A 22,582-nucleotide genomic window follows, 5' to 3' on the forward strand; every position below is an offset into this window, starting at 1 on the left:
GCGGTCGGCCTAGCTTACCGCCGCCGTCCGCTGGATAGCGAACGTGCGTTGCTCCCCGCGGCATTAATTGCCCACAAACCCTACGAACTGGGCAATCCGCTCAACCACATAGGCCTGCTGATCCGCACTGAGGCCGATCCAGAGTGGAAGGCGGATGATCCGCTCCGACAGCTCATCCGTAACCGCCAAGCTTCCCGACGTTCGACCAAAACGCAGGCCACCAGGCGAGGAATGCAGCGGAACATAATGGAATACCGCACCAATGCCCTGGTTCTTCAATGTAGCGAGCAAGGCTTGCCGGTCGAACTCGGGTGCAAGCAACACATAAAACATGTGGGCGTTGTGCTCGCAGCCGTCCGGGATGATCGGCCGCCGCAGGAAGCCTGCCCGCTCCAGCGGTTCGAGCATGTCGTAATAGCGTTGCCAGATGTCCAGCCTCTGCTGCGTGATGCCCTGCGATTCCTCCAACTGGGCCCACAGGAATGCCGCCACCAGCTCGCCCGGCAAAAAGGACGAACCGGCCTCCTGCCAGGTGTACTTGTCGACCTCACCGCGGAAGAAACGACTGCGATCGGTACCCTTTTCGCGGATGACCTCTGCCATGGACGCCATGGCCGGATCGTTCACCAGTAACGCACCGCCCTCGCCGGAAATGACGTTCTTGGTTTCATGAAAGCTGTAATTGCCCAGGTCGCCGATCGAACCCAAGGCGCGGCCATGGTAGGAGGCCATGACGCCTTGCGCCGCGTCCTCCACGACCTTGATGCCGTGACGGCGGGCCAAGGGCATGATGATGTCCATCTCGCAGCCGACTCCCGCGTAGTGCACGGGCACGATCGCCTTCGTTCTGGGTGTGATGGCCTCTTCTACAAGGCGCTCATCGAGGTTGAGCGTATCCTCCCTGATATCGACGAATACCGGCTTTGCGCCGCGCAATACGAAGGCATTGGCGGTCGACACGAACGTATATGACGGCATGATCACTTCATCGCCAACGCCAACGTCCAGCAGCATAGCCGACATTTCCAGGGCCGCGGTGCACGAATGGCTCAACAGCGCTTTGGACGTGCCGGTGTTGCGCTCCAGCCATGCGTGGCAACGCTTGGTAAAGGGCCCGTCACCCGCCAGCGCACCCTTGAAGTGCGCCTGCGAGATGTAATAGAGCTCCTTGCCCGTCATATGAGGCCGGTTGAAAGGAATGTAATCGCGTTCACTCATGGGTATGACCGGATTTGGATTGCCAAGCTAGGAGTGCCTTCGTGGCTAAAAGCAGTAGGAAGAATATCCAGACGTAGTTGACCAGATACGCGTAACGAGCCGCAGGGCGAAACGTCAGCACTATCTTTTCCGCATGATCCGGAACCATTACTCCCTGGAAGAAACCATTGACCGATAGTGCCGCCGCGGGCCGCCAAAGACCATCCACCAGGGCTAGCGCCTGCCAATCGGGATGATATTGCTGACTGATGATCAGCAGCGACGGCGATGCAGCGGAAACCGCCACCTCGATGGCATCGCCCTGATCTCTTACCACCCTTGATGGTAGGGACGGCAACGCCCTCGGATCGCCCACATCGGCATTCGACGTCTCTCGCGGCAGGGTCCGGTCGGCGAGCTGAAGCGACTGGCCCATATGCCGGGCCACATCGCACAGCCATATTCCATCGACCTGCGTCGAACAGGTCAGCGAGGGATCGGTCAGCCTGACCGAAGACAACACCAGCGCAACGTCGCTCATCCAAAATGCAGCCCCCGCGTAGTCGGGCGCGATCTGGCTGTTCCACCGCCCGAAGGTTACGGCCTCTCCCCCCAGGAGACGGAGAAATTGCTGGTAACGACGGGATGAAAGGCTATCGTAGCTATGCACCGAAGGCAGGCCGACGAGGGCGTTGAAGTTGGGCGGCAATGCAGCGATGCCGGGCGCTGCAATGGCAAAGCGCGCGTGGTCGTGCAGCCGCATAGCCACGGCTTCGACAAGGGGCGACTGCGTATGCATCTGGCTGGGGCGCTGCTTCAATAATGTAGGCGCCACCGCAAAGGCGAGCCAGCAGCCACAGGCAAGCATCAGCGCCGTAGCAAGGCGTATCCTCAAGCACACACCCATTACGAACAGCACGATAGTCACATCGACCACGAGCTGTGAACGGAGTATAGGCCATCCCTGCTGTACGCCGTAGGCGACGCTGCCGCCAATTAGCGCAAGCAAGAGCACGCCCGTGATCAGAGCAATACGCCACGAGCGGACCTGCTTATGCTCAAGTGCATCTATGGCATAAGCCTGGAGCATGACGCAGGGCATCAACAACATCGCCATCGGGTTGGTGCGTGACAACCCAAGCCCCAGATGGTCTACGCCGAACAGGTAGAGCGGCCGGACGGTCGCCACCAGGATGATCAGCACTACGGCGATCCACCACATGCGGCCGCCGCGAACCTTCGCGACGACGCCGGCGACAATCAAAGAGGTGGTCAGAAGACACAAACTGAGCCCGTTATAGACCACCGGATAATCTGGACGCGTGACGACACCGAACAGATTCGGCGTCGTCAGCAGCACGATCTCCCGACCAATATCGCCGAGCGACGACAAGTGCGGCAAGGCGGCCAGGAAGAAATCATTATCCGGCCGTAGCCGGGCCGATTGCAGCGTCGCATTGAAAAGATCGATCAGGATGGGTGCCGCCAACACGACAGCCGCCAGTCCGGCCAGCCCTGCCTGAAAGGCAAAGCGCAAGGCAACCCGCCGCCCTTCCCGATCGGACCGGAGCAGCAGAACGATCACGTAGCCACCCACGATGTAGGCCTGGTACACCGTCAGTTGCGGGTACGAGGTCATTAACAGGCTATAAGTGCAGAAGCACAAGCAAACCCAGCTGAAGAGATCGGCGCGGTCTGCCAACCGGCGCAACGACCAAGCACAACCCGCGCCCCAGCACCACGCGGCCAGGAACATCGGAAAAGCCAGCCAGTACGTCAACAGGGGCGAAGCTGCGTAGGTGATGGCCGATGTTAGCCCCGCGAGAGAAGTCAGGCCCAGTTGCCGACAGAACAGCAATATGAACCCTCCCGACAGGAAGGCCAGCAACAGGCTCCATGCAGTGATGAACCGCTCCGGCGACTGCGTCAGGGCTTGTAACAGCTGCGCAGGAAGGTAGACCGGACTGAAACCGGAAACATGGTATAGCGGCCTTCCCAGCTGGTTCTGTGAAGTCCAGAGCGCAACTCTGCCGGAACGCCTCCCATGGAGGAAGGCGTCGATCTCAGGAAGAAACGCGTTAGGGTAGTCGCTGAACTTCGCGTTCTCGAAACGTGGTTCCGTTTCGGCAGTGTCCTGAATGCCGAATTGCGTACCCAAGCGCGTGGGCGCCACCACTTCCCCACGCAGATAAGGCAGGAACAACAGAAGCATTATCAATGTGTAGCCCGCGAAGGACCCCGCATATGAGCGCATCCAGGCCATCACTGGTGCTTCCTGGGGAAGACAAAGAATTTCATCGCGAGGAAAAGGAGGGGAGCAACCACAATGATGGCCAACGCCTGAATCCATGCATGGGGATATCCCAGGTAATCCACGAAGATAAGAAGCAGACCGACATTGATGGCGTACCCTAGGCCCTGCGCCATCATGTAGCGTGCGCCGGAACTGACCATATTGCCCTGGTGCGAGAACGTCAGCTTTCGGTTGGCCAGGAATCCGAGCGAGGCGCACGACACGTACACGATGGTCATGGCGCCTTCCGGCCAGAACCCGAGTGAAGTCAGGGCCAGGTAGCACAGAAACGCCAATGCGTTGGTCGCCACGCCTATGACCGCATAACGGACAAGCTGGATCTGCCAATGGAGGCCTGTCACACCGGAATGTTTCCGCCGCGCGGACGGCAGCCCGGCGTCACACCTGAAACCCGGCGAACGTCACGCATGCAACGCCCCATTTTCGCTGGCAAGGTAACGTGCTTCGAGCTCAAGCAAGTCTTTCTTCCGGTCCTTGACCTTACGGGCGGGTACGCCGAAATAGATCGACCACGGATCGGTACTCTTGGTGACCATCGTCATCGCCCCCACTGCCGTGCCTTCTGCGAGCATGACCCCGGGGAGGATGATTGAAGACGTGCCGACAATGCTGTGCCTGCCGATCACGATCCTGGCCTTGGTCTCGCTCTTGAACTCGTCGGGCACCGTTGGATTGGTCATGGTTCGCCCAGAGTAGTCATCGCTCTGAGTGAATACATGGCAGCCGTATGCCAGCCCGGAAAAATCATCCATCATGACACCTTCTTCGCCACCGGCAAGATTCACGAACACAGCGAGGTGCACGTTGCGACCGATAGAGAGCTTTCCGGACAGCACGCAAAAATCGTCGATCCGGACGTTGTCGCCCAATGCAATCTGGTCCGCATTGTAGATGTTGGCCTTGTCGCTGATCAGGACGTTGGTACCGAGAGCTTTGAAGCCCATGGCCTCAAGCACCGGACGGGAGAGATAGCTCATGTTGGCATCGGCCTGTGTGTATTGTTCAAATCATCCCGGCGCAGTTGTGCCTGCACCCCCGGGGTGGTCCGGTACACGATGTAAAGAGGACGTCGCTTCGACTCGTCGAATGTTTTGCCCAGGTATACGCCCAAGACACCCAGCAAGCTGATGATGATGCCGCTGAGGAAATACATGGAGACGATCAGGCTGCTCCAACCGGTGATAGGTACACCGTAGACAAGCGCACGATAAGCGATGCAACCACCGTAGGCGAACGCTGCCAACGAAAGCAGAAAGCCTGCTTTGACCGCCAGGCGCAACGGCTTGTCCGAATGCGCGATGATGATTTCTGTGGCCAGCTTCCAGAGCTTGGCAAACGAATAGGACGTTTCACCGGCGAAACGATCGCCGTGAACGACGTCAATGCTCGTCGTCGGAAAGCCCACCCACGACACAAGGCCGCCGAAGAATCGCAGCCGCTCCCGCATCTGCCCAAGGCTTTCGACCACGCGGCGCGAGACGATCCGGAAGTTCCCGACCTCACCGTCGTACTTGATGTCAGCCAGATAACCGAACAAGCGATAGAACGCAGCGGAGGTCCAGCTCTTGAGGCGTGAATCCGTCCGCTGGCCTCGCCTGGCCAGCACCACCTCATAGCCTTCCTTTGCCTTGGCGTAAAGCCGAGGAATCTCCGCTGGATCATCCTGCAGGTCGCAATCCATCACCACGACCCAATCGCCATCACAGTGGTCCAGCCCAGCCGTAATGCCGTAGTGCTGGCCGAAATTACGACTGAACTGCAGGCCACGAACGCGCGGATCCGCCTCGGCCAGTTTCGTGATGATCTCCCACGAACCATCGCCGCCACAGTCTTCAACCAGGACAATCTCGTAATCGTCTGTAATCGATCGGAGCGCGACATTGAGCCGGCGGTAGAGCTCATCCAAGCATTCCTGCGCTTTGTATACCGGTATGACAACCGAAATGAGAGCCATGGTGGAGTCCGGTCACGTCGACCAAATCAGTGAATGCCCGGCGCGATCGACGGATCAACAACGGGAACGAAAAGGTAGGAGGATCCGGCCATCTCGGGCGATCGCTCAAACTTCCTTGAAAAATAAGCGAACTCGACAACATGAGTTCGCGAGAATCTCAAATCATCACGACCATCAAGGGGATCGTCCGCGACAAGGATGAAGGATGGAGGGGCCGCCCTCAACCGTAGGATTTCCTGTTCCTGGAACGCCTCTGACCTCGCGAACAGAGGATATAACTCCCACGTGGGCGAGCGGCGCCCCATCAACGCGTAAGCCCCCGGAAAAAAGGGCACGGCAATAAATGTTCCGCTATCGCCGGCATGCGCTGCTACCAGGGTCCTGAACAAGGAGACCTGGGCTGCGGTCGCTGCATCGACCTTGAGCGTATCGCCATAGGACTCGATCGTGACGGGCTGTGCTGCCGGCCGGTATTGCCATCCCGGGTGAAGTGATAGCGTGGCCATGATGCCCGTCGCTAGCATAACCGCTGTCACTCCCCATTTCAGCGTGAACGGCAAACGCAAAGCAAGGAGGCATACGCCAAGCAGCAGCGGAAAGAGACCCTGGGCAAGATGGCTGGCATCGGCCCGAGAAAAAGCAAAGTGCGCGTAGGGCAGACTGAGCATGGCGCAGGCGACGAACGCCGGTGGCACGGTGCGCCCCGCGAACCTCTGGCGAAAGCACCAGACGATAGAAAGCACACAGAACGCAGGCAATGCCAGGAAATAGAAGCCGACGAGAATCTGGGACACTACCTCCTGTCCTGGCGCCCCTCCCCAGGACAGCCTCCAGGGCCAGGGCACGGGCAACGAGATATTGGTACTTCCCTGGGCTAACAGCAGGAGTACCGAATCCGTGACTGCGCCAGCAAAACCGGGAAGGCAAAGCATCATCACGAACAATGGAAGCAAGCCTACGGCGAAGCCGATGCACCAGTAGCACAGGCCGCGGACGAAACTCATCACAGCCCCGCGACGGATGGACAGCCAGGCCATAGCGCCCACGCTCGCCACGCCTCCGTACAGACCGTGATTGCGTCCAAAACAGGCTACGAGGCCTACGATGGTGCCAACAGCGACATAGCGGGCGCGCACAGGGTGCTCAATCAACCATGACAAGGCTGCGAACAGGAACAGGCAAAGGGAGATGTCGAACAATTTGTGCCGGGGCACCATCCAGGCCAACAGCGTCAACGCCCAGGCCAGCACAAGCAAAAAGTGGCCGCGACGATCGTCAGGCAGCGTTTTGGCGACAACGCGAAGGGCGGCCCATAGGCCCAGAAACTCGAACCCCGCCAACGCCATGCGCACGCCGATAATGCCTTCGTTCCCCCTCAGTGCCATCCATGCTGCAGACCAATAGTAGCGACCGGGGTCATACGCCATGAAATCGCGCAGCGGAACCTCGCCATGCAGCACGCGCTGGACGCCATACCAAAGATAGCCCTCGTCGGACAGGCTCAAACCGAGCTTGCACTCCCATGCGAACATGAGGAGGACAAGTAAAAACGACGCGGCGAAGACATACGCGCTCCGCACCTTTATCAACTCAGTCATTGATTGGGGGTGGAAGCATTACTTGGAAATGCCCTCTGCGCGGGCATCATCGACAACATATACATAAGATTCGGCCCTCCCATTTCCGCGACGAGCAAGGCCATTGCGCACCCACAGCGACACAAGCCGACGATAGCCAATACGGGCCACCAACCGCTCTCCCTAGCCGATAACGATACCGCCTTGACCGAGGCACCGCAATGTAGCCGCTATCACGCTCAAGCTCCTGATTCCACGAGCAGTGCGCCTTGGTATCAGTGCTTCGTCCAAGGGCCATCGAGTTGCGTTCCGAGTTATACGGAACTGGCGGCCGGAAATGGACCGACAGCCCGGATAAGCGTCGCGAAACTCCCGGAAGACTCTCCGAAACCAACTCGCGAGCAACGCCTTTGCCGAGGACCTTCCACATGCATGCGAAGCCATTCTTCGACAACGTTGTCAGAAAAGCACGATATCGTTCTGAAGTCACCCAGGCGACTGAATCGGTCTAGTCGCGTCGCACCATTCCGCGCATCCATCCGTGACAGGCATTTCCGTCGAAATATCGCTGCATCGCCGCAAAAACGGCTGATTTGTGCGCATATGGCCATTCGTCCATATGCATGTCTCCCATCTTCGATTTTCACAACGAGCGTCACAGTTCGCGACCGCGTTTGCAGACAACGTTGTCATGACAGGACACCAAGGGGACATCGCCTCGGCACGGCAGGCCAGGCGAAACGGGATGTCCGGATCAGGGGAAACAGCGCCAGGGACAGCAGTCCATCCACGCGGAAAACCTCCGCCTCAGTGACGCAACACAACCAGGAGACGCTTCCATGCGATTGAAGAAGTCGGTTGTTTGGCTACGCACGGCACTCAATGCGATCGGCCCCACGGCAGGTGGCGCGATGGCGATGAGCCTGATGACGTTCGCTCCCGTGCAGACGGCGCATGCGCAAAGCACGCCCGCCTGCGCCGCGGCATGGAACGCGAGCACCGCCTACAGTGGCGGCGCCGTCGTCAGCGAGAACGGCACCAACTACGTCGCCAATTGGTGGACGCAGGGCAATGACCCGGCGACCAACAGCGGTCCCACCGGCTCGGGGCAGCCGTGGACCTCGCAAGGCGCGTGCGGCGGCAGCGGCTCGGGTGGTGGAAGCGGATCGGGCGGTGGCGGCGGCTCCTCGGGGACCTGCGCCGCGGCGTGGGTGTCCACCACGGCTTACAACGGCGGCGCCGTCGTCAGCGAGAACAGCGTCAACTACGTCGCCAACTGGTGGACGCAGGGCAACGACCCGGCCACCAGCAGCGGCCCCACCGGCTCGGGGCAGCCGTGGACGTCGCAAGGCTCCTGTACGGGCGGCGGCGGCACGGGTGGCGGTGGTACTGGCGGAGGCGGGACCGGTGGTGGCGGCACGGGCGGTGGTGGCACCGGTGGCGGCGGTACGACCAATCCGCCGGGTACAGGTGCAAACCTGCTCTACAGTCCGTACAAGGACGTGACGGTGAACCTCAACTGGAACACTAATGTCATGCAGACGGCAACGGCCACCGGCTCGGCGATTCCCGTCGTCGGCACCGGCAGCCTCAAGTCGAACTACGTGCCCAACCTGAGCGCCATCACCCTGGCCTTCGCCACCGGCCAGTGCGGCAGCGAGAACTGGGGCGGCGTGCCGGGCGCGAGCTTCGCCAGCGCGAACATCTCGGCACTGGCCAACGCCGGCCTGCCCTACGTGGTGGGCACGGGCGGCGCCGCGGGCACCTTCACCTGTGCAAGCACGTCGGCATTCGCGAGCTTCCTGTCGCGCTACATGTCCCCGCAGATGGTGGGCGTGGACTTCGACATCGAAGGCGGCCAGTCGCAGGCGGACATCAACAATCTGGTGGCCGCGGCCGTGTATGGCCAGAGCCTGTACCCCAACCTGCGCTTCTCGTTCACGCTGGCCACGCTGGCCTCGTCCGACGGCAGCTACGGCGGCCTCAACAGCCTTGGCGACATGACGGTCAAGGCGATCAAGGCCTCCTCGCTCACCAACTACACCATCAACCTGATGGTGATGGACTACGGCAGCCCCAGCGCGACCGTGTGCGTGGTGTCCAACGGCAAGTGCGACATGGGCCAGTCGGCCATCCAGGCCGTGACCAACTTGCAGCACACTTATGGCATCCCGGCCAGCAAGATCGAGCTGACCCCGATGATCGGCGTGAACGATGCCTCCGACGAGAACTTCAGCATCGCCAACACCGACACCATCACCAGCTACGCCGTGTCCAACGGGCTCGCCGGCCTGCACTTCTGGTCGCTCGATCGCGACAACCCGTGCAGCCAGACCACGGCTTCGTCCACCTGCAACTCGGTGCCCTCCACCACGCCGCTGCAGTACACGAAGCGTTTCCTGAGCGACCTGGGACGGTAAGCGACACCGCACTTGGGGGAATCCAGCGGGCGCCGCGTTGTGCGGCGCCCGTTTCTTTTCGAGCACCAACAAGCCAAACGTAAAGTTCTTTCAACACATCCGGCGGCAGACTGTTGCAAACTAGCGCCCGGAGCCCTGGCAACCAAGGACCCGGCTCCGCCCCTGTGCCACTGCCCGTGATGTATCGCCATGCAAGGACCCGCCCCGTTTTCCGTTCCGCCACCGATCCCGAGCCGGCAGACCCCGCCTGCTCCACCTGCGCCGACGCCCAGGCCACGCCGCGCCATCCCGCTCTGGGCGGGCATCCTGATCGGCGCCGTGCTGGCCGTGGTGCTGCTGTTCGGTGGGCTTGCCTGGTGGGGAGTGAAACTCTTCATCGGCCAGGCCACCACCGCGATGAACGAACACCCCGTGATCCAGCGCTGCATAGGCAAGATCGAGGATGTCTCGTTCGACATGGTCGCCACCGGCAACGACACGCGCGAGGACGGCTTCGCCTTCCGCGTGCGCGGCACGCGCGGCTCGGGCCTCGTGGATGCGGTGTTCACCTCGACGGATGCCGACCACGAAACGATCGATGCCGGCGAATTGCACATGGACAACGGCAAGACCGTGTCGTTGGGCGGTGATGATGACGATGAGGACGACGGCCAGGATCCTGGCTGCTCCTGATCGTTCCGGGCCTGTCCGCCGCGTCATCGACGTTTCGTAAAGAGGGCCTCGCGCAGTGAAGCCCTTTGCTCTTGGAGCCTGATCAAAATCTCCTGAGCAACGCCCGTTCCCTCACCGTCATCCCCGCGAAGGCGGGGATGACGGTGAGGGGAAAGGTGCACTCATGCGAGATGTTGAGCGCCCCTTACAGACGACTCGCCGCGCGACGAAGACGCATCAACCGCCGTTCTTGGGCAGCCACGCATCCACGTCCGGCAGGCGATAACCACGCACCATGATGCGATACTTGATGTTCGCCACAGCCGTTTCCGCATCGCGACGCGAACCGGCCGGCAGGTATTGGTTCGCATAGGCGTTGATCTTGTCGATCATCGCCGGGTTGAACGAGTTGCTGCCGAGCGCGGGGAAATAACGGCTGAGCGAACTGCCGTCGACCAGCTTCTCGACCTGTGCGCGATGTGCCAGCGCGAAGTCGAAGGCCAGCTCCGGATGCTGGCGCGAGACCGCGCTGATCATGCCGGCGCTGTTGGTGGCGCCGGGCTCATCGGTCAGGGCCAGATCCAGTGCACGCTGCGCCAGCGCATCGTCTTCCGCCGTGCCCAGCAGTCCGTACAGGCGATCCTTCACCAGCGGCGTCTTCTCCGCCTTCGCCTCGGCGTGCAGCTTGTCCCACGTGACGACATCCGCATGGCGCGCGACCACGGCGAGGATGGTCTTGCGCAGCGCTGCCGGCATGGCCTTGAGATCGGTCGCCTGCGCCGCGTAGCGACGGCGCGCTTCGGCCACCACGCTGGCATCATCGAGGCCAGACAACACGTTGATCAGATGCGAACGCAGGATGGTGGTCGGCACGCTCTCGCCGGGCTTGGCCTCCCAACCCACGCGCTGGAACACGGGATCCAGCAGCTTCACCGCGAAGGCGCGAAACGCCGCCTGCCGCTTCACGTCACCGCGGTAATAGGCATCCAGCCCCGAAAGATCGCCGGCAATCTCGTCCCATATCTGTGGATCGGCATCGAGCGGCGTGGCCTTGGCCAGGTCCAGGATGCCGGAGGCCGGCTGCAGGCCCGCCATGCCCAGCGCCCACGTATCGCCCATCAGGCCGAGCTGGTCGACCGGGGCGATCTTGGCGAAATCCTTCTTGATCGCCGCGAACTGCGCTGGCGCGTACAGCGTGCGGTAGTAGCCACTCTGCCCCGCGTTCATCAGCAAGGTGCCGCAGCCCGGCACGGTGAGCGTCGCCTGGCCATCCACCACGGTGCTCACTTCCTTGCCGCCGGCCGCGCGTGCGATCACCGGCACGTGCCAGTGCAACGGCTGCTTGTCCGGGCGATCACGGGTGAATTCGCCTTGCGTCAGCGTGATGTTGGTGGCGTGCTTGCTGCACGTGGCCGCCTCCACGCGTATCAGCGGAATGCCCGGCTGCAGCGTGAAGTCGTGCGCGATGGTGGTGATCTGCTTGCCCGGCGCCGCTTCATCCATCGCGCGCCACAGGTCGTCGGACACCGCGTTGCCGTACGCGTGGGCCTTGATGTAGTTGCGCACGCCGGTGCGCCAGTTGTCCTCGCCCACATAGGCCTCGAGCATGCGAATGACCGATTCGCCCTTGGAATAGGTGATCGCATCGAATGCCTGGCTGGCCTGGTCCACCGTTTCCACGCGCTGCACCACCGGATGCGTGGTGACCACCGCGTCGCGCGACATCGCCGACTCGCGCGCGCCGACGGTGTCCTGCAGCTTCGTGTTCCATTCCGGATGCAGCCGCGCGGTGGTGCGCGAGGCCATCCACGAGGCAAAGCCTTCGTTGAGCCAGAGGTCGTCCCACCAGCGCATGGTCACCAGATCGCCGAACCACTGGTGCGCCATTTCGTGCGCCGCGGTGCCGAACACGTTCTGCTTGTCCTGCAGGGTGGAGATGGACGGGTCCAGCAGCAGCGCGTATTCGAAGGTGTAGATGGCGCCCCAGTTCTCCATCGCCGAGAAGAACTGGCTGCTGCCCGGCGAGGCCACGTTGTCCAGCTTGGGCAGCGGATACTTCACGCCGAAGTAGTCGTTGTATTCCTTCAGCACCGCCTTGCCCGATTCCAGCGTAAAAGCGCCCTGCGACGACAAACCCTTCTGCGTGATCACGCCGATCTCGGTGCCGTCTTCGCTGGTGGTGACGCGATCGAAATCGCCCGCACCGAAGAACAGCAGATAGGTCGACATCTTCGGCGACGGCTGGAAGGTCACCTGGCTCAGGCCATGGCCCACGTCCTTCTTCGATGCCACCGGCATGTTGCTCACCGCCATCTGGTCGGAGGGCACGGTGGCGCTCAGGTTGAACGTGGCCTTGTAGTTGGGCTCGTCCCACGAAGGGATGAAGCGGCGCGCGTCGGAGTTCTCGAACTGCGTGTACAGCGCGCGCTGCTTGCCCGCCTTGGTGTCGTAGTCGATGGCGAACAGGCCGTTGGCCTGCGTGCCGATCTTGCCGGTGTAGCTCATCGCCAACTTGTAGCTGCCGACCGGGATGGGCTTGTCGAAGGTGAACGTGGCGGTCTGCGCCTCGTCGCTCACCGCCACCTTCGGCGCCTTGAACGCGCCCTTGCCTGTGGCGGGCGTCAGCGTCACCGAGGAAAAGCGCATGTCCAGCGCATTAAGCGTGATGCTTGCCGTGGGCTTGAGCACCTCGACATCGATGACCACCTTGCCGTCGAAACTCAGCGTCGCGGCATGCGGAACCACCGAGACGTCATAGTGCGTCGGACGCACGTCGCGCGGCAGTTGCGTGGTGGCCAGCGTCGATGCCGGCGCGTCCTGCGCCATAACGGCGCCAGCGGACGAAAGGCCGGCCAAAGCCAGCGCGATGGCGGATGCCAATCGAAGTCGCATGTCGGATCCCTGCAGTACGGGTTAAGCCCCATCCCCCCGGGGCACAAGGGCAAAGCTCAGCATGATGCGACAGGCGCCCCATATCGGGCAGCGCCGTAAGTCACGACCTCAGGCCAATATGACTGACAGGCGAGCCCTCCCGGTGAGAGACACGCGAAGCTGAGGGGCGCCACGGCCGGCAAGGCCGCCAACACACGCCGCCAAAACCGTCACTTTCGCCTGTCCGGCTCGCTCGCCAAGCGCTTGGCAGCCTGCGCGATGCCGGCGCTTATCGCGTCCCATACCACCGCTGGAAACGTCGCCGGCATTCGAGACGCGGCCTCGTCCAATGCTGCAGGCGTGCGCTGGGTCACCTCCTCGATCAGGCCGGGCGCCTCGGGCAATCCCAGTTTGTCCGCCATGGCGACCCAGTGCCACCGGTGAATGCCATAGAGATCGTAGTGACGGTTTCCTCCTGTAACCGACATGGCCATGCGGGCCTTATGGGGATCGAGCCTGTTCGCGCCCCGCCCCATGATGGGATAGGCGGAAAGGATGTCGTACAGCGGCGTCATGCGATACGTGCCGCCGGGGAGCAGGCGAAGGCTGAAGTTCTTGGCGTGGCCGTCAGTGGCTGCCATCAGCCAGAACAGCAACTGCGCCTTGAAAAAGGTGGCGCGATCTTCCGTGGCGCTCTGCGAACCGCGCAGAATCTCCATGATCTGGCGCATGCCGGGACCGCCATCGCTTTCGTACTTGAGCGATGGCGGCAGACCCAGAGCCTGGCAAAAATCTTCCTGGGGAATGCGCTGCCACCAGCGGCGGTCCCTGGATAGCGAACGATCGAAGCGCTCGACGACAAGTGCCTTCTGGTCTTCGAAGTGTCCGATCTCGGCGTTGGCGACAGGGAGACCAAAGGCACGCACGATCTCCATGCACAGCCATTCGATCTCCACCGAATGGCGCATGTCAGCCTGCATGTTGCCCACCAAGCCGAGTGGCAGCTTGAAGATGTGCGTGCTGGGTGTGGCCCCTTCGGGAATGCACCAGCGTCCACGATGCTTGAGCAGTGCGGTTTTTTCCTGCGCCCCTGCAATGGAAAGGCGGAAAGCCTCCCTTTCGTCATCCGCCAACGGGCCGCTGCTGGTGGTGTCGCGCAGCAACTGGGCAACGCCTGCTTCGCTCAGCGGATGCGCCTCGATGCGATGCGGATCGCCAGGCTCCTCACCCGCAGGCGTCAGTTGAAGGGCACCGGCGCAATCGCGGCCAATGGCGGCCAGCAGGTTGAAGGCCGATGTGGACGCGGCACGGTAGCGATCGCGGAGACGACGAAGAATGCGGTCGTTGTCAGGGATAAGGTTTTCGAAATAGGCCGCCACGGCGGGCGAGGACAAGGGAATGCTTTTGCCGTCCTCATAGCCAGGCGCAAACGGCAGCGAAAGCGACAGTGGCCGCCCTTCCGGTGCCTTTATCCAGCCTTCGTCATAGCGCAGGCGGTCATTCCCTTGCCGCCCGCGCTCCCACCGGCCCACGTAGAGGCCATTCATCCACAGGTCGAGAGCATTGATGCGTCGAGCCACGCGTTACCACTCCACCGTGGTTTTGGTTGCTTTCGGTGACGCCTTGCCCGCACGCGGCTGAAGGGCGATGTCCAGCCCAAGCAGCAGGCACAGCCTGTGGATACGATCAAAGGATGCACGGCCGGCATGGTTTTCCAGCTTGGACATGGCCTGCACCGAGATGCCCAGTTGCCCAGCCACATCAGCCTGGGTGAGTCCCTGGCGGATTCGCGCAGCGCGCAGAACGGTTCCGAGTTGGTCAGGGAGGCGAATGATTTCCATGATTCAACCTATAGGTTGAAAACGATAAAATCAACCTACAGGTTTAATAGGTTGAAATCAACCCCTAGGTTGATTTTCTGCCTGACCCACAAAAAACCCCGGACATCGCCGGGGTTCTTTGCTTATCGATCGAACCTCGATCAGGCGAACGGATCGTCCAGCACGATGGTGTCGTCGCGGTCGGCGCCGGTGGCGACGAGGGAGAGCTTGCAGCCCGACAGTTCTTCCACCGCGCGCAAGTAGGCGCGGGCGGCGGCGGGCAGCTTGTCCCATTCGCGGATGCCGGCGGTGGATTCTTCCCAGCCCGGGAACTCCAGGTACACCGGCTTGCACTCGGCCCAGCCGTCGGCGTCCAGCGGCGCCAGTTCGCGGCGCTTGCCGCGGTATTCGTAGGCGATGCAGACCTTGATGGTCGGCAGGCCGTCGAGCACGTCGAGCTTGGTGATGGCCAGGCCATTGATGCCGTTGATCTGCACGGCGCGCTTGAGCGCGACGAGGTCGATCCAGCCGCAGCGGCGCGGGCGGCCGGTACTGGCGCCGAACTCGTTGCCGACCTTGCGCAGGCGCTCGCCCATCTCGTCGTTGAGTTCGGTGGGGAACGGGCCGCCGCCGACACGCGTGGCGTAGGCCTTGCAGATGCCCAGCACGTAGTCGATGTCGCCCGCGCCCACGCCGGTGCCGGCGAGCGCGCCGCCCACGGTGGTGTTGGACGAGGTGACGTACGGATAGGTACCGTGGTCGATGTCGAGCAGCGCGCCCTGCGCGCCTTCATACAGGATGTGGCCACCGTCCTTGCGCACGTCGTGCAGGATGGTGGCGACGTCGTCGACCATCGGGCGGATGAACTCGCCATAGGCCAGGGCGTCGTCCAGCACCTGCTGGTAGTCGACCGGCTCGGCCTTCAGCCACTGGGTGAGGATGAAGTTGTGGTACTCCACGGCGGCCTTGATCTTCTCCGGCAGCTCGTGCGGGTACATCAGGTCGGCCACGCGCACGCTGCGGCGGGCCACCTTGTCCTCATAGGCCGGGCCGATGCCGCGGCCGGTGGTGCCGATGGCGCTCTTGCCGGCGGCGGCTTCGCGCGCCTTATCCACGGCGATGTGGTACGGCATGATCAGCGGCGTCGCCGGGCTGATCTTCAGGCGCGAGCGCACTTCCACGCCCTGCGCTTCCAGCTCTTCGATTTCCTGCTTGAGCGCCTGCGGCGACAGCACCACGCCGTTGCCGATCAGGCACAGCGCGTCGTCACGCAGGATGCCCGAGGGAATCAGGTGCAGCACGGTCTTCTTGCCGCCGATGACCAGCGTGTGGCCGGCGTTGTGGCCGCCCTGGAAGCGAGCGACGGCTTTGACCTCTTCGGTCAGCAGGTCGACGATCTTGCCCTTGCCTTCGTCGCCCCACTGCGCACCAAGGATGACTACTGACTTGCCCATGATGATCTTGCTCTCGTCAATTTGAAGAATCGGGTGCCCCTGGGGGCCAAATTGCCAAGGGAACGTTTCAACCTTGCCAGCGCAGGCTGGCCACCGGCGTCCACTCGCTCGCGAGCCACCGGAAGGATGATCACGCATCCCTGAAACCGTGATGGGTTGAGCGGCCCATCCGCCGCATTAACTCAATGCACCAGCTGCAACGCCACCAGGCCGATGATGATGGCCGCCGCGCCGAACAGGCGCAGCGCGCGCGGGCTGAGCTTCACCGCCTCGCGCATGGTGGCCTGCCAGCCACGCGGCGCGGCGAACAGCACCAGCCCTTCGATCACCAGCACCAGGCACAACGCGCCCAGCAATTCACGCGACATCGTCCGTCACCACTCAGTGCCGGGACGACGCGCCGTCGTTGAAATATTTCAGGAACTCCGAATCCGGCTTGAGCACCAGCACGCCCTTGCCGTCCTTGAAGGACGTACGGTACGCGGCCAGGCTTCGATAAAACGCGAAGAATTCCGGGTCCTGCCCATAGGCCTGCGCATAGATCGCCGCGGCCTGCGCATCGCCCTCGCCCTTCACCTTGGCTGCCTCGCGCTCGGCCTCGGCCTTGATCACCTGGGCCTGGCGATCGGCGTCGGCCTTGATGGTCTCGGCGGCCTGCTGGCCGGTGTAGCGCAGTTCGTTGGCGAGCTGGGCGCGTTCGGCGCGCATGCGCTTGTAGACCGACTCGCTCACTTCGTCGGGCAGGTCGATGCGCTTGATGCGCACGTCGATCACGGCAATGCCCAGGTTCTTGCGGGCGGCGGCGTCGGTCTGCTTGCGCACGCGCTCGGTGACGTCTTTGCGGCCGGCGGAAACCAGTTCCTGCAGGGTGCGGCCGTTGAACTCGAAGCGCAGCGCATCCTTCACGATGGGCGTGAGCCGGTTGGCCGCCTGCAGCTCGTCGCCGGCGGTGGCGCGGTAATAGGCAGCGTTGTCGGCGATGCGCCACTTCACGTAGAAGTCGACGTTGACGCTCTTCTTTTCCGAGGTGAAGTAACGCTCGGGCTGCGCTTCCAGGGTGAGGATGCGGTTGTCGAACGTCATCACCTGCTGGACGAACGGAAGCTTGGCGTGCAGGCCCGGCTGGTCGCCGGTGCGCACGATGCGGCCAAACTGCAGCACCAGCGCGGTCTGCCCTTCGTGCACCACGAACAGGCTGTTGAAGCCGAGCAGGACGATCAGCACGGTGATGATGGCGGAGCCGAACTTCATGGCTGCTTCTCCTTGCCGCCGCCGAGGCTGCTGTCGCTACCCGCCGATTGCATCACCGAGCCCACGCCCTGCACTTCCTTGCCGGTCGCGCGGTCCAGCGGGAGATAGATCATGTTGCGGCCGCCGGAACCATCCAGCACCTTGGGATTGTTGGACATCACGTCCTCGACGGTTTCCAGCCACAGGCGACGGCGCGTGACATCCGGCGCGGCCTTGTATTCCTTGAGGATGAGATTGAAGCGCGAGGCGTCACCGGTCGCGGTGGCCACGCGGGCGGCGGCGTAGCCCTGCGCTTCGGCGGCAATGCGCGAGGCGTCGCCGCGCGCCACCGGCACCACTTGGCTGGCGTAGGCGCGGGCGTTGTTCTCGGTGCCCTGCTTGTCTTCGCGCGCGGCGTTGACGTCGTCGAAGGCGTCCTTCACTTCCTGCGGCGGCGCGACATTCTGGAAGCTCACGTCGGTGACCACGAGGCCCGCGTCGTATTCGTCCAGCGTGGCCTGCAGGATCTCGCGGGTCTGCTGCTGCAGCGTGTCGCGGGTCTGCGCCTTGACGGAAGCCGGAATGGCGGCGGGCGCGACGGTGGCCACGGCCGGCGCGGAGGAAGCGCTGGCCACGCTGCTCGCCGATGCCGGTGCCGGCACGGCGGCCACGGCCTCGGTGCCCTGGCTGGTGAGGATGTTGTCCATCACGTTGGCGCCCACCACCGTGCGCACGGCGGCTTCGGCGGCCTGGCGCAGGGTGTCTTCCGGCGGGCCGCTCAGCGAGAACAGGAACTTGCGCGCGTCCGACACCTGGTACTGCACGTTGAAGTCGACCGAGATGATGTTCTCGTCGCTGGTCAGCATGCGTACCTTGTCCGACACCGAGCGGATTTCGGTGGTGCCGACCTTGGTGACGGTTTCGATGGGGCTGGGCGCCTTCAAGTGGAAGCCCGGCTGCAAGGTGCGGGCGTACTTGCCGAAACGCAGCACAACGCCGGCCTGGCGGGCGTCCACTATGGTGAAGCTGCTCATGCCGACCCACACGATCACGAAGGCCAGCAGGATGGTGAAGATGCCGCCGGCGCCGCCGCCGAGCTTGCCGAAGCGGTTGCGCAGCTGCTTGAGCATGTCTTCCAGCCCCGGCTTGTTGCCAGGCTGGCGGTTCCTGTTCCACGGATCACGTTGCCCGTTGTTGCCGGGTTCGTTCCAGGCCATGGTCAGTCTCCTTGAGGCCGCTGGGAGGCCGGCTGCATTGGCCGGAAAACACATTGAACGGGTTGGGACATGGTCTCGGGTGCTTGTCGTGGCAAGTGTGCCGTCCAGGCCCTGATGGCCGCACAAACGCCGTCCATTCTACCAGACCCGGGAGACGATTCCTCACTCGCCCGGCGCCTTGCCGCACCGCGGCGGCCCGCCGCGGCTCGCGGGAACGGGGCCACCGTTAGAGAGCTTCGGGCTCTTCCATCGTGCCAAGCAGGTCTTTCAGCAGGGCCGCTTCGGCCGCGCCACCGCCGCTCAGCGGCGCGATGACGCTGCGCGGGGCGTCGATGGTCAGGCGCCAGCCGTCCTCGTCCACCGTTTCGCCAACGATGGCGCCCGCCGCCTTGAGGCGAGCATGCAGGCGGCCTGCGGAATGCGGCAGGCGCAGTTCGGACTGCACGCGGTCGCCACCGAGCAATTCGCCCAGCGCCTGCCGCAGCAGATCCAGACCCTGCCCGGTCGCGGCCGATAGCCACACTGTGGTGGGACGGCCCTCGCCGTCGCGATCGATGCGCGGCTCGGCGCCGGCCAGGTCGATCTTGTTCATCACCCGCAGCTGCGGCAGGTCGCCCGCGTCGATTTCCTCGAGCACGCTGTCGACCACGTGCGCGAGGCGCTCGCGCTCCTCGTCCGCGGCGTCGCTCACGTGCAGCAGCAGGTCGGCGTCGCGCGCCTCGGCCAGGGTGCCGCGGAAGGCGGCCACCAGGTCATGCGGCAATTCGCGGATGAAACCTACCGTGTCCGCCAGCACCGCGGGGCCGCACGACAGGCCGTCCAGCTTGCGCACGGTGGGGTCCAGCGTGGCGAACAGCAGATTGGCGGCGAACACCTCGCCCTCGGTCAGCACGTTGAACAGGGTCGACTTGCCGGCGTTGGTGTAGCCCACCAAGGCGACCCTGGGCACGGTGTTGCGCAGGCGCGCGCGGCGCTGCTGTCCGCGCTGGGTCTGCACTTTCTCCAGGCGCTTGGTGAGCATCTTCACGCGCTCGGCCAGCAGTCGGCGGTCGGTTTCCAGCTGGGTTTCGCCGGGGCCGCGGTTGCCGATGGCGCCGCCGCGCTGGGCATCAAGGTGGGTCCAGCCGCGCACCAGGCGCGTGGCGAGGTGCTTGAGCTGGGCCAGTTCCACCTCGAGCTTGCCTTCGTGCGAGCGGGCGCGCTGGGCGAAGATGTCCAGGATCAGCCCCGCGCGATCCACCACGCGGATGCCCAGATGCTTTTCGAGGTTGCGCTCCTGCACGGGCGACAGCAGATGGTCGATCAGCACGAGGTCCGCGCCCATGGCGCGCGCGGCTTCGGCCACTTCGTCGGCCTTGCCGGTACCGATGTAGTAACGGGGATTGGGCACGTCCACGCGCGCCGTGACGCTGCCGAGGATCTCGGCACCGGCGGAACGGACCAGCTCGGCGAATTCTTCGGCGCGGCGCTCCGCATCGCCCATGCCACGGGCATGCGGCAAGACCAGGAGGGCGCGTTCGCCTTTCTTTTGACGATCAAACACGAGGGCGGAAAGACCTTTATGGAATCGTCGCGCCGTGGGCCCCGGCGGGGCCCACGGCGCGAATCGGAGTGGAAAGTGTATGTGGTTACGCCGCCGCGCGATTGCGGCCCGGGGCGCCTTCCCTACTCAGATGGGTCGACCGCCTCGATGAATCAAGCTTCCGCTTCGGCCGCGCCCGCGCCTTCGCCGTGCCCGTCGTGGCCATTGCCGACGCGGACGTTGCGGCTGGGTACCACGGTGGAGATGGCATGCTTGTAGACCATCTGGCTCACCTGGTTGCGCAGCAGCACGACAAACTGATCGAACGACTCGATCGTGCCTTGCAGCTTGATGCCGTTGACCAGGTAGATGGCGACCGGAACGCGCTCGCGGCGCAGTGCATTGAGAAATGGATCTTGCAACGATTGCCCTTTGGACATTTCTTGTTCTCCCCTCGCAACGGACGGACCGGGATAAAAGACGCATGCAGCGCCCCGGTCCAAGGCCGAGGAATATTAACCACTTTTAAATCGTTGATGAAAGAGCAAATGCACGCTTTCATCATGTGTGAAAAAGACGTTCACAAATTGCTGCGTAGCACTATGCACGATCGCCCACGAACAATGCCATCGCATCGGTGGCGATACGCAGAATATCCGGCTTTTCCGGGTCGATCACCCGTGCGTCGAGCTCGCTGCGCAGCCAGGTGATCTGCCGTTTCGCCAGCTGCCGCGTGGCGAAGATGCCGCGATCGCGACATTCCGCGGCGCTGGTTTGGCCGTCCAGATGCTCCCAGGCCTGGCGATACCCCACCGCCCGGATGGCGGGAAGATCGGCATGCAGGTCGCCGCGCGAGCGCAACGCGCGGACCTCGTCCAGGAAGCCGTGCTCGAGCATCGCATCGAAGCGCTGGGCGATCCGCGCATGCAGCGGCGCGCGATCGGCCGGCACGAGCGCCAGCTTGAGCACGCGCCAGGGAAAACGCTCGCCACTGCCACCGCGTTGCAGCTCGGACAATGGGCGTCCGGAGAGTTCGATCACTTCCAGCGCGCGCTGGATGCGCTGCGCGTCATTGGGGCCGATGCGCACGGCCGCCGTGGGATCGAGCCGTTGCAGGCGCGCGTGCAACGCGGGCCAGCCCTCCGCCGAGGCCTCCGCGGCAAGACGCTCCCGGATGGCAGGGTTGGCCTCCGGCAACGGGGACAAGCCCTGCTGGAGCGCGCGGAAATACAGCCCGGTGCCGCCCACCAGCAAGGGCAGCTTGCCCTGCGCGGTGATGTCCTGCATCGCGGTGACTGCATCGCCGCGGAAATCCGCGGCCGAATAGGGCTCGGCCGGATCGCGGATATCGATCAGCCGGTGCGGATAACGCGCCAGCGTCGCCGCGTCGGGCTTGGCGGAGCCGATATCGAGGCCGCGATAGACCAGCGCCGAATCCACGCTCACCAGCTCCACCGGAAAGCGGTCGCTCAACGCGCAGGCCAGCGCTGTCTTGCCCGACGCGGTCGGGCCCATCAGGAACACGGCGAGCGGGCGCTGATCGATCGGCATCCGCCCATTGTAGCGGTGAACCCGCCGCCGCCCGCAGCAACGCGCCCGTCAGGTGTAGAACTCCACCTTGCCGCCGACGAGGTGGTACATCGAGCCGACGATCTTGATCTTGCCGTCTTTCTCCAGCCCGGCGAGCACATCGCTGCGGCGGCGAATCTCGTCGACGGTGCGGCGGACATTGGTCGCCGCCACTGCGTCCACGAAGGCGTCGTTCTTGCTCGAACGCTCGCCGTTGAACGTAGTGGCGTCCACCGCAGGCCAGATCTTCTCGAGCAAGCCGGTGAGGTTGCCCAGCTTGGCGCCATCGATCGCGCCCTTGATGGCGCCGCACGCGGTGTGGCCCATCACCAGCACCAGCTTGGAGCCGGCGATGGCGCAGGCGAATTCCAGGCTGCCCAGCAAGTCGTCATTGGCGATGTTGCCGGCGACGCGCCCGGTGAAGGTTTCGCCGATGCCCGTGTCGAGGATGATCTCGGTGGGCGCGCGCGAGTCGATGCAGCCCAGGATGACCGCCGCGGGATACTGCCCGCCCGCGCTGGCCTTCTTTTGCGCCAGGTAGTCGTGGCCCTGCATCTTGCCTGCGCGGAAACGCTCGTTGCCTTCGCGGAGCATGGCGATGACCTGATCCGGCGTCATCGCGTCGCGCTGCTCACGGGTCAACGCGGCTGCCTGGGCGAGTCCAGGCAGCAGCCACGACGCGCCGCCCACGGCCGCAAAGGCGGCCATACCCAAAGAGGAGGTCAACAGTGCGCGGCGCGAGGCGTCCGCTGCACCCGCGCAACAGCCTTCGTGCTGAGGATTCAT

Annotated in this window: 19 protein-coding genes; 2 read left to right on the forward strand and 17 right to left on the reverse strand. The window is 63.5% G+C overall.

What is annotated here, in order from left to right; translation table 11 throughout:
• Positions 1-63 precede the first annotated feature (63 nt).
• From rffA to BDW41_RS02130, 6 genes are read right to left on the reverse strand one after another with little or no spacing between them, the layout of a single operon-like run.
• A complete protein-coding gene (rffA, locus tag BDW41_RS02105; RefSeq protein WP_074547122.1) occupies positions 64-1,218 on the reverse strand; it encodes a dTDP-4-amino-4,6-dideoxygalactose transaminase in 1,155 nt (384 codons plus the stop codon).
• Complete coding sequence (locus tag BDW41_RS02110; RefSeq protein WP_074547121.1) at positions 1,211-3,460, reverse strand: hypothetical protein; 2,250 nt, start codon at positions 3,458-3,460, stop codon at positions 1,211-1,213. The genes rffA and BDW41_RS02110 overlap by 8 nt, the downstream gene beginning before the upstream one ends.
• A complete protein-coding gene (locus tag BDW41_RS02115; protein WP_074547120.1) occupies positions 3,460-3,852 on the reverse strand; it encodes a GtrA family protein in 393 nt (130 codons plus the stop codon). Before BDW41_RS02115 ends, BDW41_RS02110 begins: the two co-directional genes overlap by 1 nt.
• 60 nt (positions 3,853-3,912) lie before the next feature.
• Positions 3,913-4,488, reverse strand: coding sequence for an acyltransferase (locus BDW41_RS02120; RefSeq protein WP_074547119.1), 576 nt, complete (start codon positions 4,486-4,488; stop codon positions 3,913-3,915).
• Entirely contained in the window at positions 4,485-5,465 is a 981-nt protein-coding gene (locus BDW41_RS02125; protein WP_074547118.1) for a glycosyltransferase family 2 protein, read from the reverse strand. Before BDW41_RS02125 ends, BDW41_RS02120 begins: the two co-directional genes overlap by 4 nt.
• Positions 5,466-5,491: 26 nt before the next feature.
• Positions 5,492-7,063, reverse strand: coding sequence for a hypothetical protein (locus BDW41_RS02130; protein WP_074547117.1), 1,572 nt, complete (start codon positions 7,061-7,063; stop codon positions 5,492-5,494).
• An 818-nt stretch (positions 7,064-7,881) separates the two neighbouring features.
• Between BDW41_RS02130 and BDW41_RS23485 the strand changes: the two genes are divergently transcribed.
• Together BDW41_RS23485 and BDW41_RS02140 are read left to right on the forward strand one after the other, a co-directional pair.
• Positions 7,882-9,462 carry a carbohydrate-binding protein gene (locus BDW41_RS23485; protein WP_074547116.1) on the forward strand — a complete coding sequence of 527 codons (1,581 nt, stop codon included), beginning with the start codon at positions 7,882-7,884 and terminating at the stop codon, positions 9,460-9,462.
• Positions 9,463-9,651: 189 nt separating this feature from the next.
• Entirely contained in the window at positions 9,652-10,134 is a 483-nt protein-coding gene (locus tag BDW41_RS02140) for a hypothetical protein (protein ID WP_146217285.1), read from the forward strand.
• Between the two features lie 216 nt (positions 10,135-10,350).
• Here the strand turns inward: BDW41_RS02140 and BDW41_RS02145 are convergent, their stop codons facing one another.
• The 11 genes from BDW41_RS02145 to BDW41_RS02195 form a co-directional block, all read right to left on the reverse strand.
• Positions 10,351-13,005 (reverse strand): M1 family metallopeptidase, encoded by a 2,655-nt coding sequence (locus tag BDW41_RS02145; RefSeq protein ID WP_074547114.1) that lies wholly within the window; start codon positions 13,003-13,005, stop codon positions 10,351-10,353.
• Positions 13,006-13,214: 209 nt separating this feature from the next.
• Complete coding sequence (locus tag BDW41_RS02150) at positions 13,215-14,564, reverse strand: type II toxin-antitoxin system HipA family toxin (protein ID WP_233496740.1); 1,350 nt, start codon at positions 14,562-14,564, stop codon at positions 13,215-13,217.
• 3 nt (positions 14,565-14,567) lie between these two features.
• Entirely contained in the window at positions 14,568-14,825 is a 258-nt protein-coding gene (locus BDW41_RS02155) for a helix-turn-helix transcriptional regulator (RefSeq protein WP_074547112.1), read from the reverse strand.
• A gap of 140 nt (positions 14,826-14,965) precedes the next feature.
• Complete coding sequence (locus tag BDW41_RS02160; RefSeq protein ID WP_074547111.1) at positions 14,966-16,258, reverse strand: adenylosuccinate synthase; 1,293 nt, start codon at positions 16,256-16,258, stop codon at positions 14,966-14,968.
• Between the two features lie 182 nt (positions 16,259-16,440).
• Complete coding sequence (locus tag BDW41_RS02165; RefSeq protein WP_074547110.1) at positions 16,441-16,626, reverse strand: DUF2065 domain-containing protein; 186 nt, start codon at positions 16,624-16,626, stop codon at positions 16,441-16,443.
• 13 nt (positions 16,627-16,639) lie between these two features.
• Positions 16,640-17,509: a protease modulator HflC gene (hflC, locus tag BDW41_RS02170; protein ID WP_074547109.1), complete on the reverse strand. Its 870-nt coding sequence runs from the start codon at positions 17,507-17,509 to the stop codon at positions 16,640-16,642.
• A complete protein-coding gene (gene hflK / locus BDW41_RS02175) occupies positions 17,506-18,705 on the reverse strand; it encodes an FtsH protease activity modulator HflK (protein ID WP_074547108.1) in 1,200 nt (399 codons plus the stop codon). The genes hflC and hflK overlap by 4 nt, the downstream gene beginning before the upstream one ends.
• Before the next feature lie 226 nt (positions 18,706-18,931).
• Complete coding sequence (gene hflX / locus BDW41_RS02180; RefSeq protein ID WP_074547107.1) at positions 18,932-20,248, reverse strand: ribosome rescue GTPase HflX; 1,317 nt, start codon at positions 20,246-20,248, stop codon at positions 18,932-18,934.
• A gap of 152 nt (positions 20,249-20,400) precedes the next feature.
• Positions 20,401-20,667 carry an RNA chaperone Hfq gene (hfq, locus tag BDW41_RS02185; RefSeq protein ID WP_074547106.1) on the reverse strand — a complete coding sequence of 89 codons (267 nt, stop codon included), beginning with the start codon at positions 20,665-20,667 and terminating at the stop codon, positions 20,401-20,403.
• Positions 20,668-20,827: 160 nt separating this feature from the next.
• Positions 20,828-21,778 carry a tRNA (adenosine(37)-N6)-dimethylallyltransferase MiaA gene (miaA, locus tag BDW41_RS02190; protein WP_074547105.1) on the reverse strand — a complete coding sequence of 317 codons (951 nt, stop codon included), beginning with the start codon at positions 21,776-21,778 and terminating at the stop codon, positions 20,828-20,830.
• Between the two features lie 48 nt (positions 21,779-21,826).
• A complete protein-coding gene (locus BDW41_RS02195) occupies positions 21,827-22,582 on the reverse strand; it encodes a carbonic anhydrase family protein (protein ID WP_074547104.1) in 756 nt (251 codons plus the stop codon).

This window comes from Dyella sp. AtDHG13, assembly GCF_003201105.1.
GTDB classification, from domain to species: domain Bacteria; phylum Pseudomonadota; class Gammaproteobacteria; order Xanthomonadales; family Rhodanobacteraceae; genus Dyella; species Dyella jiangningensis_B.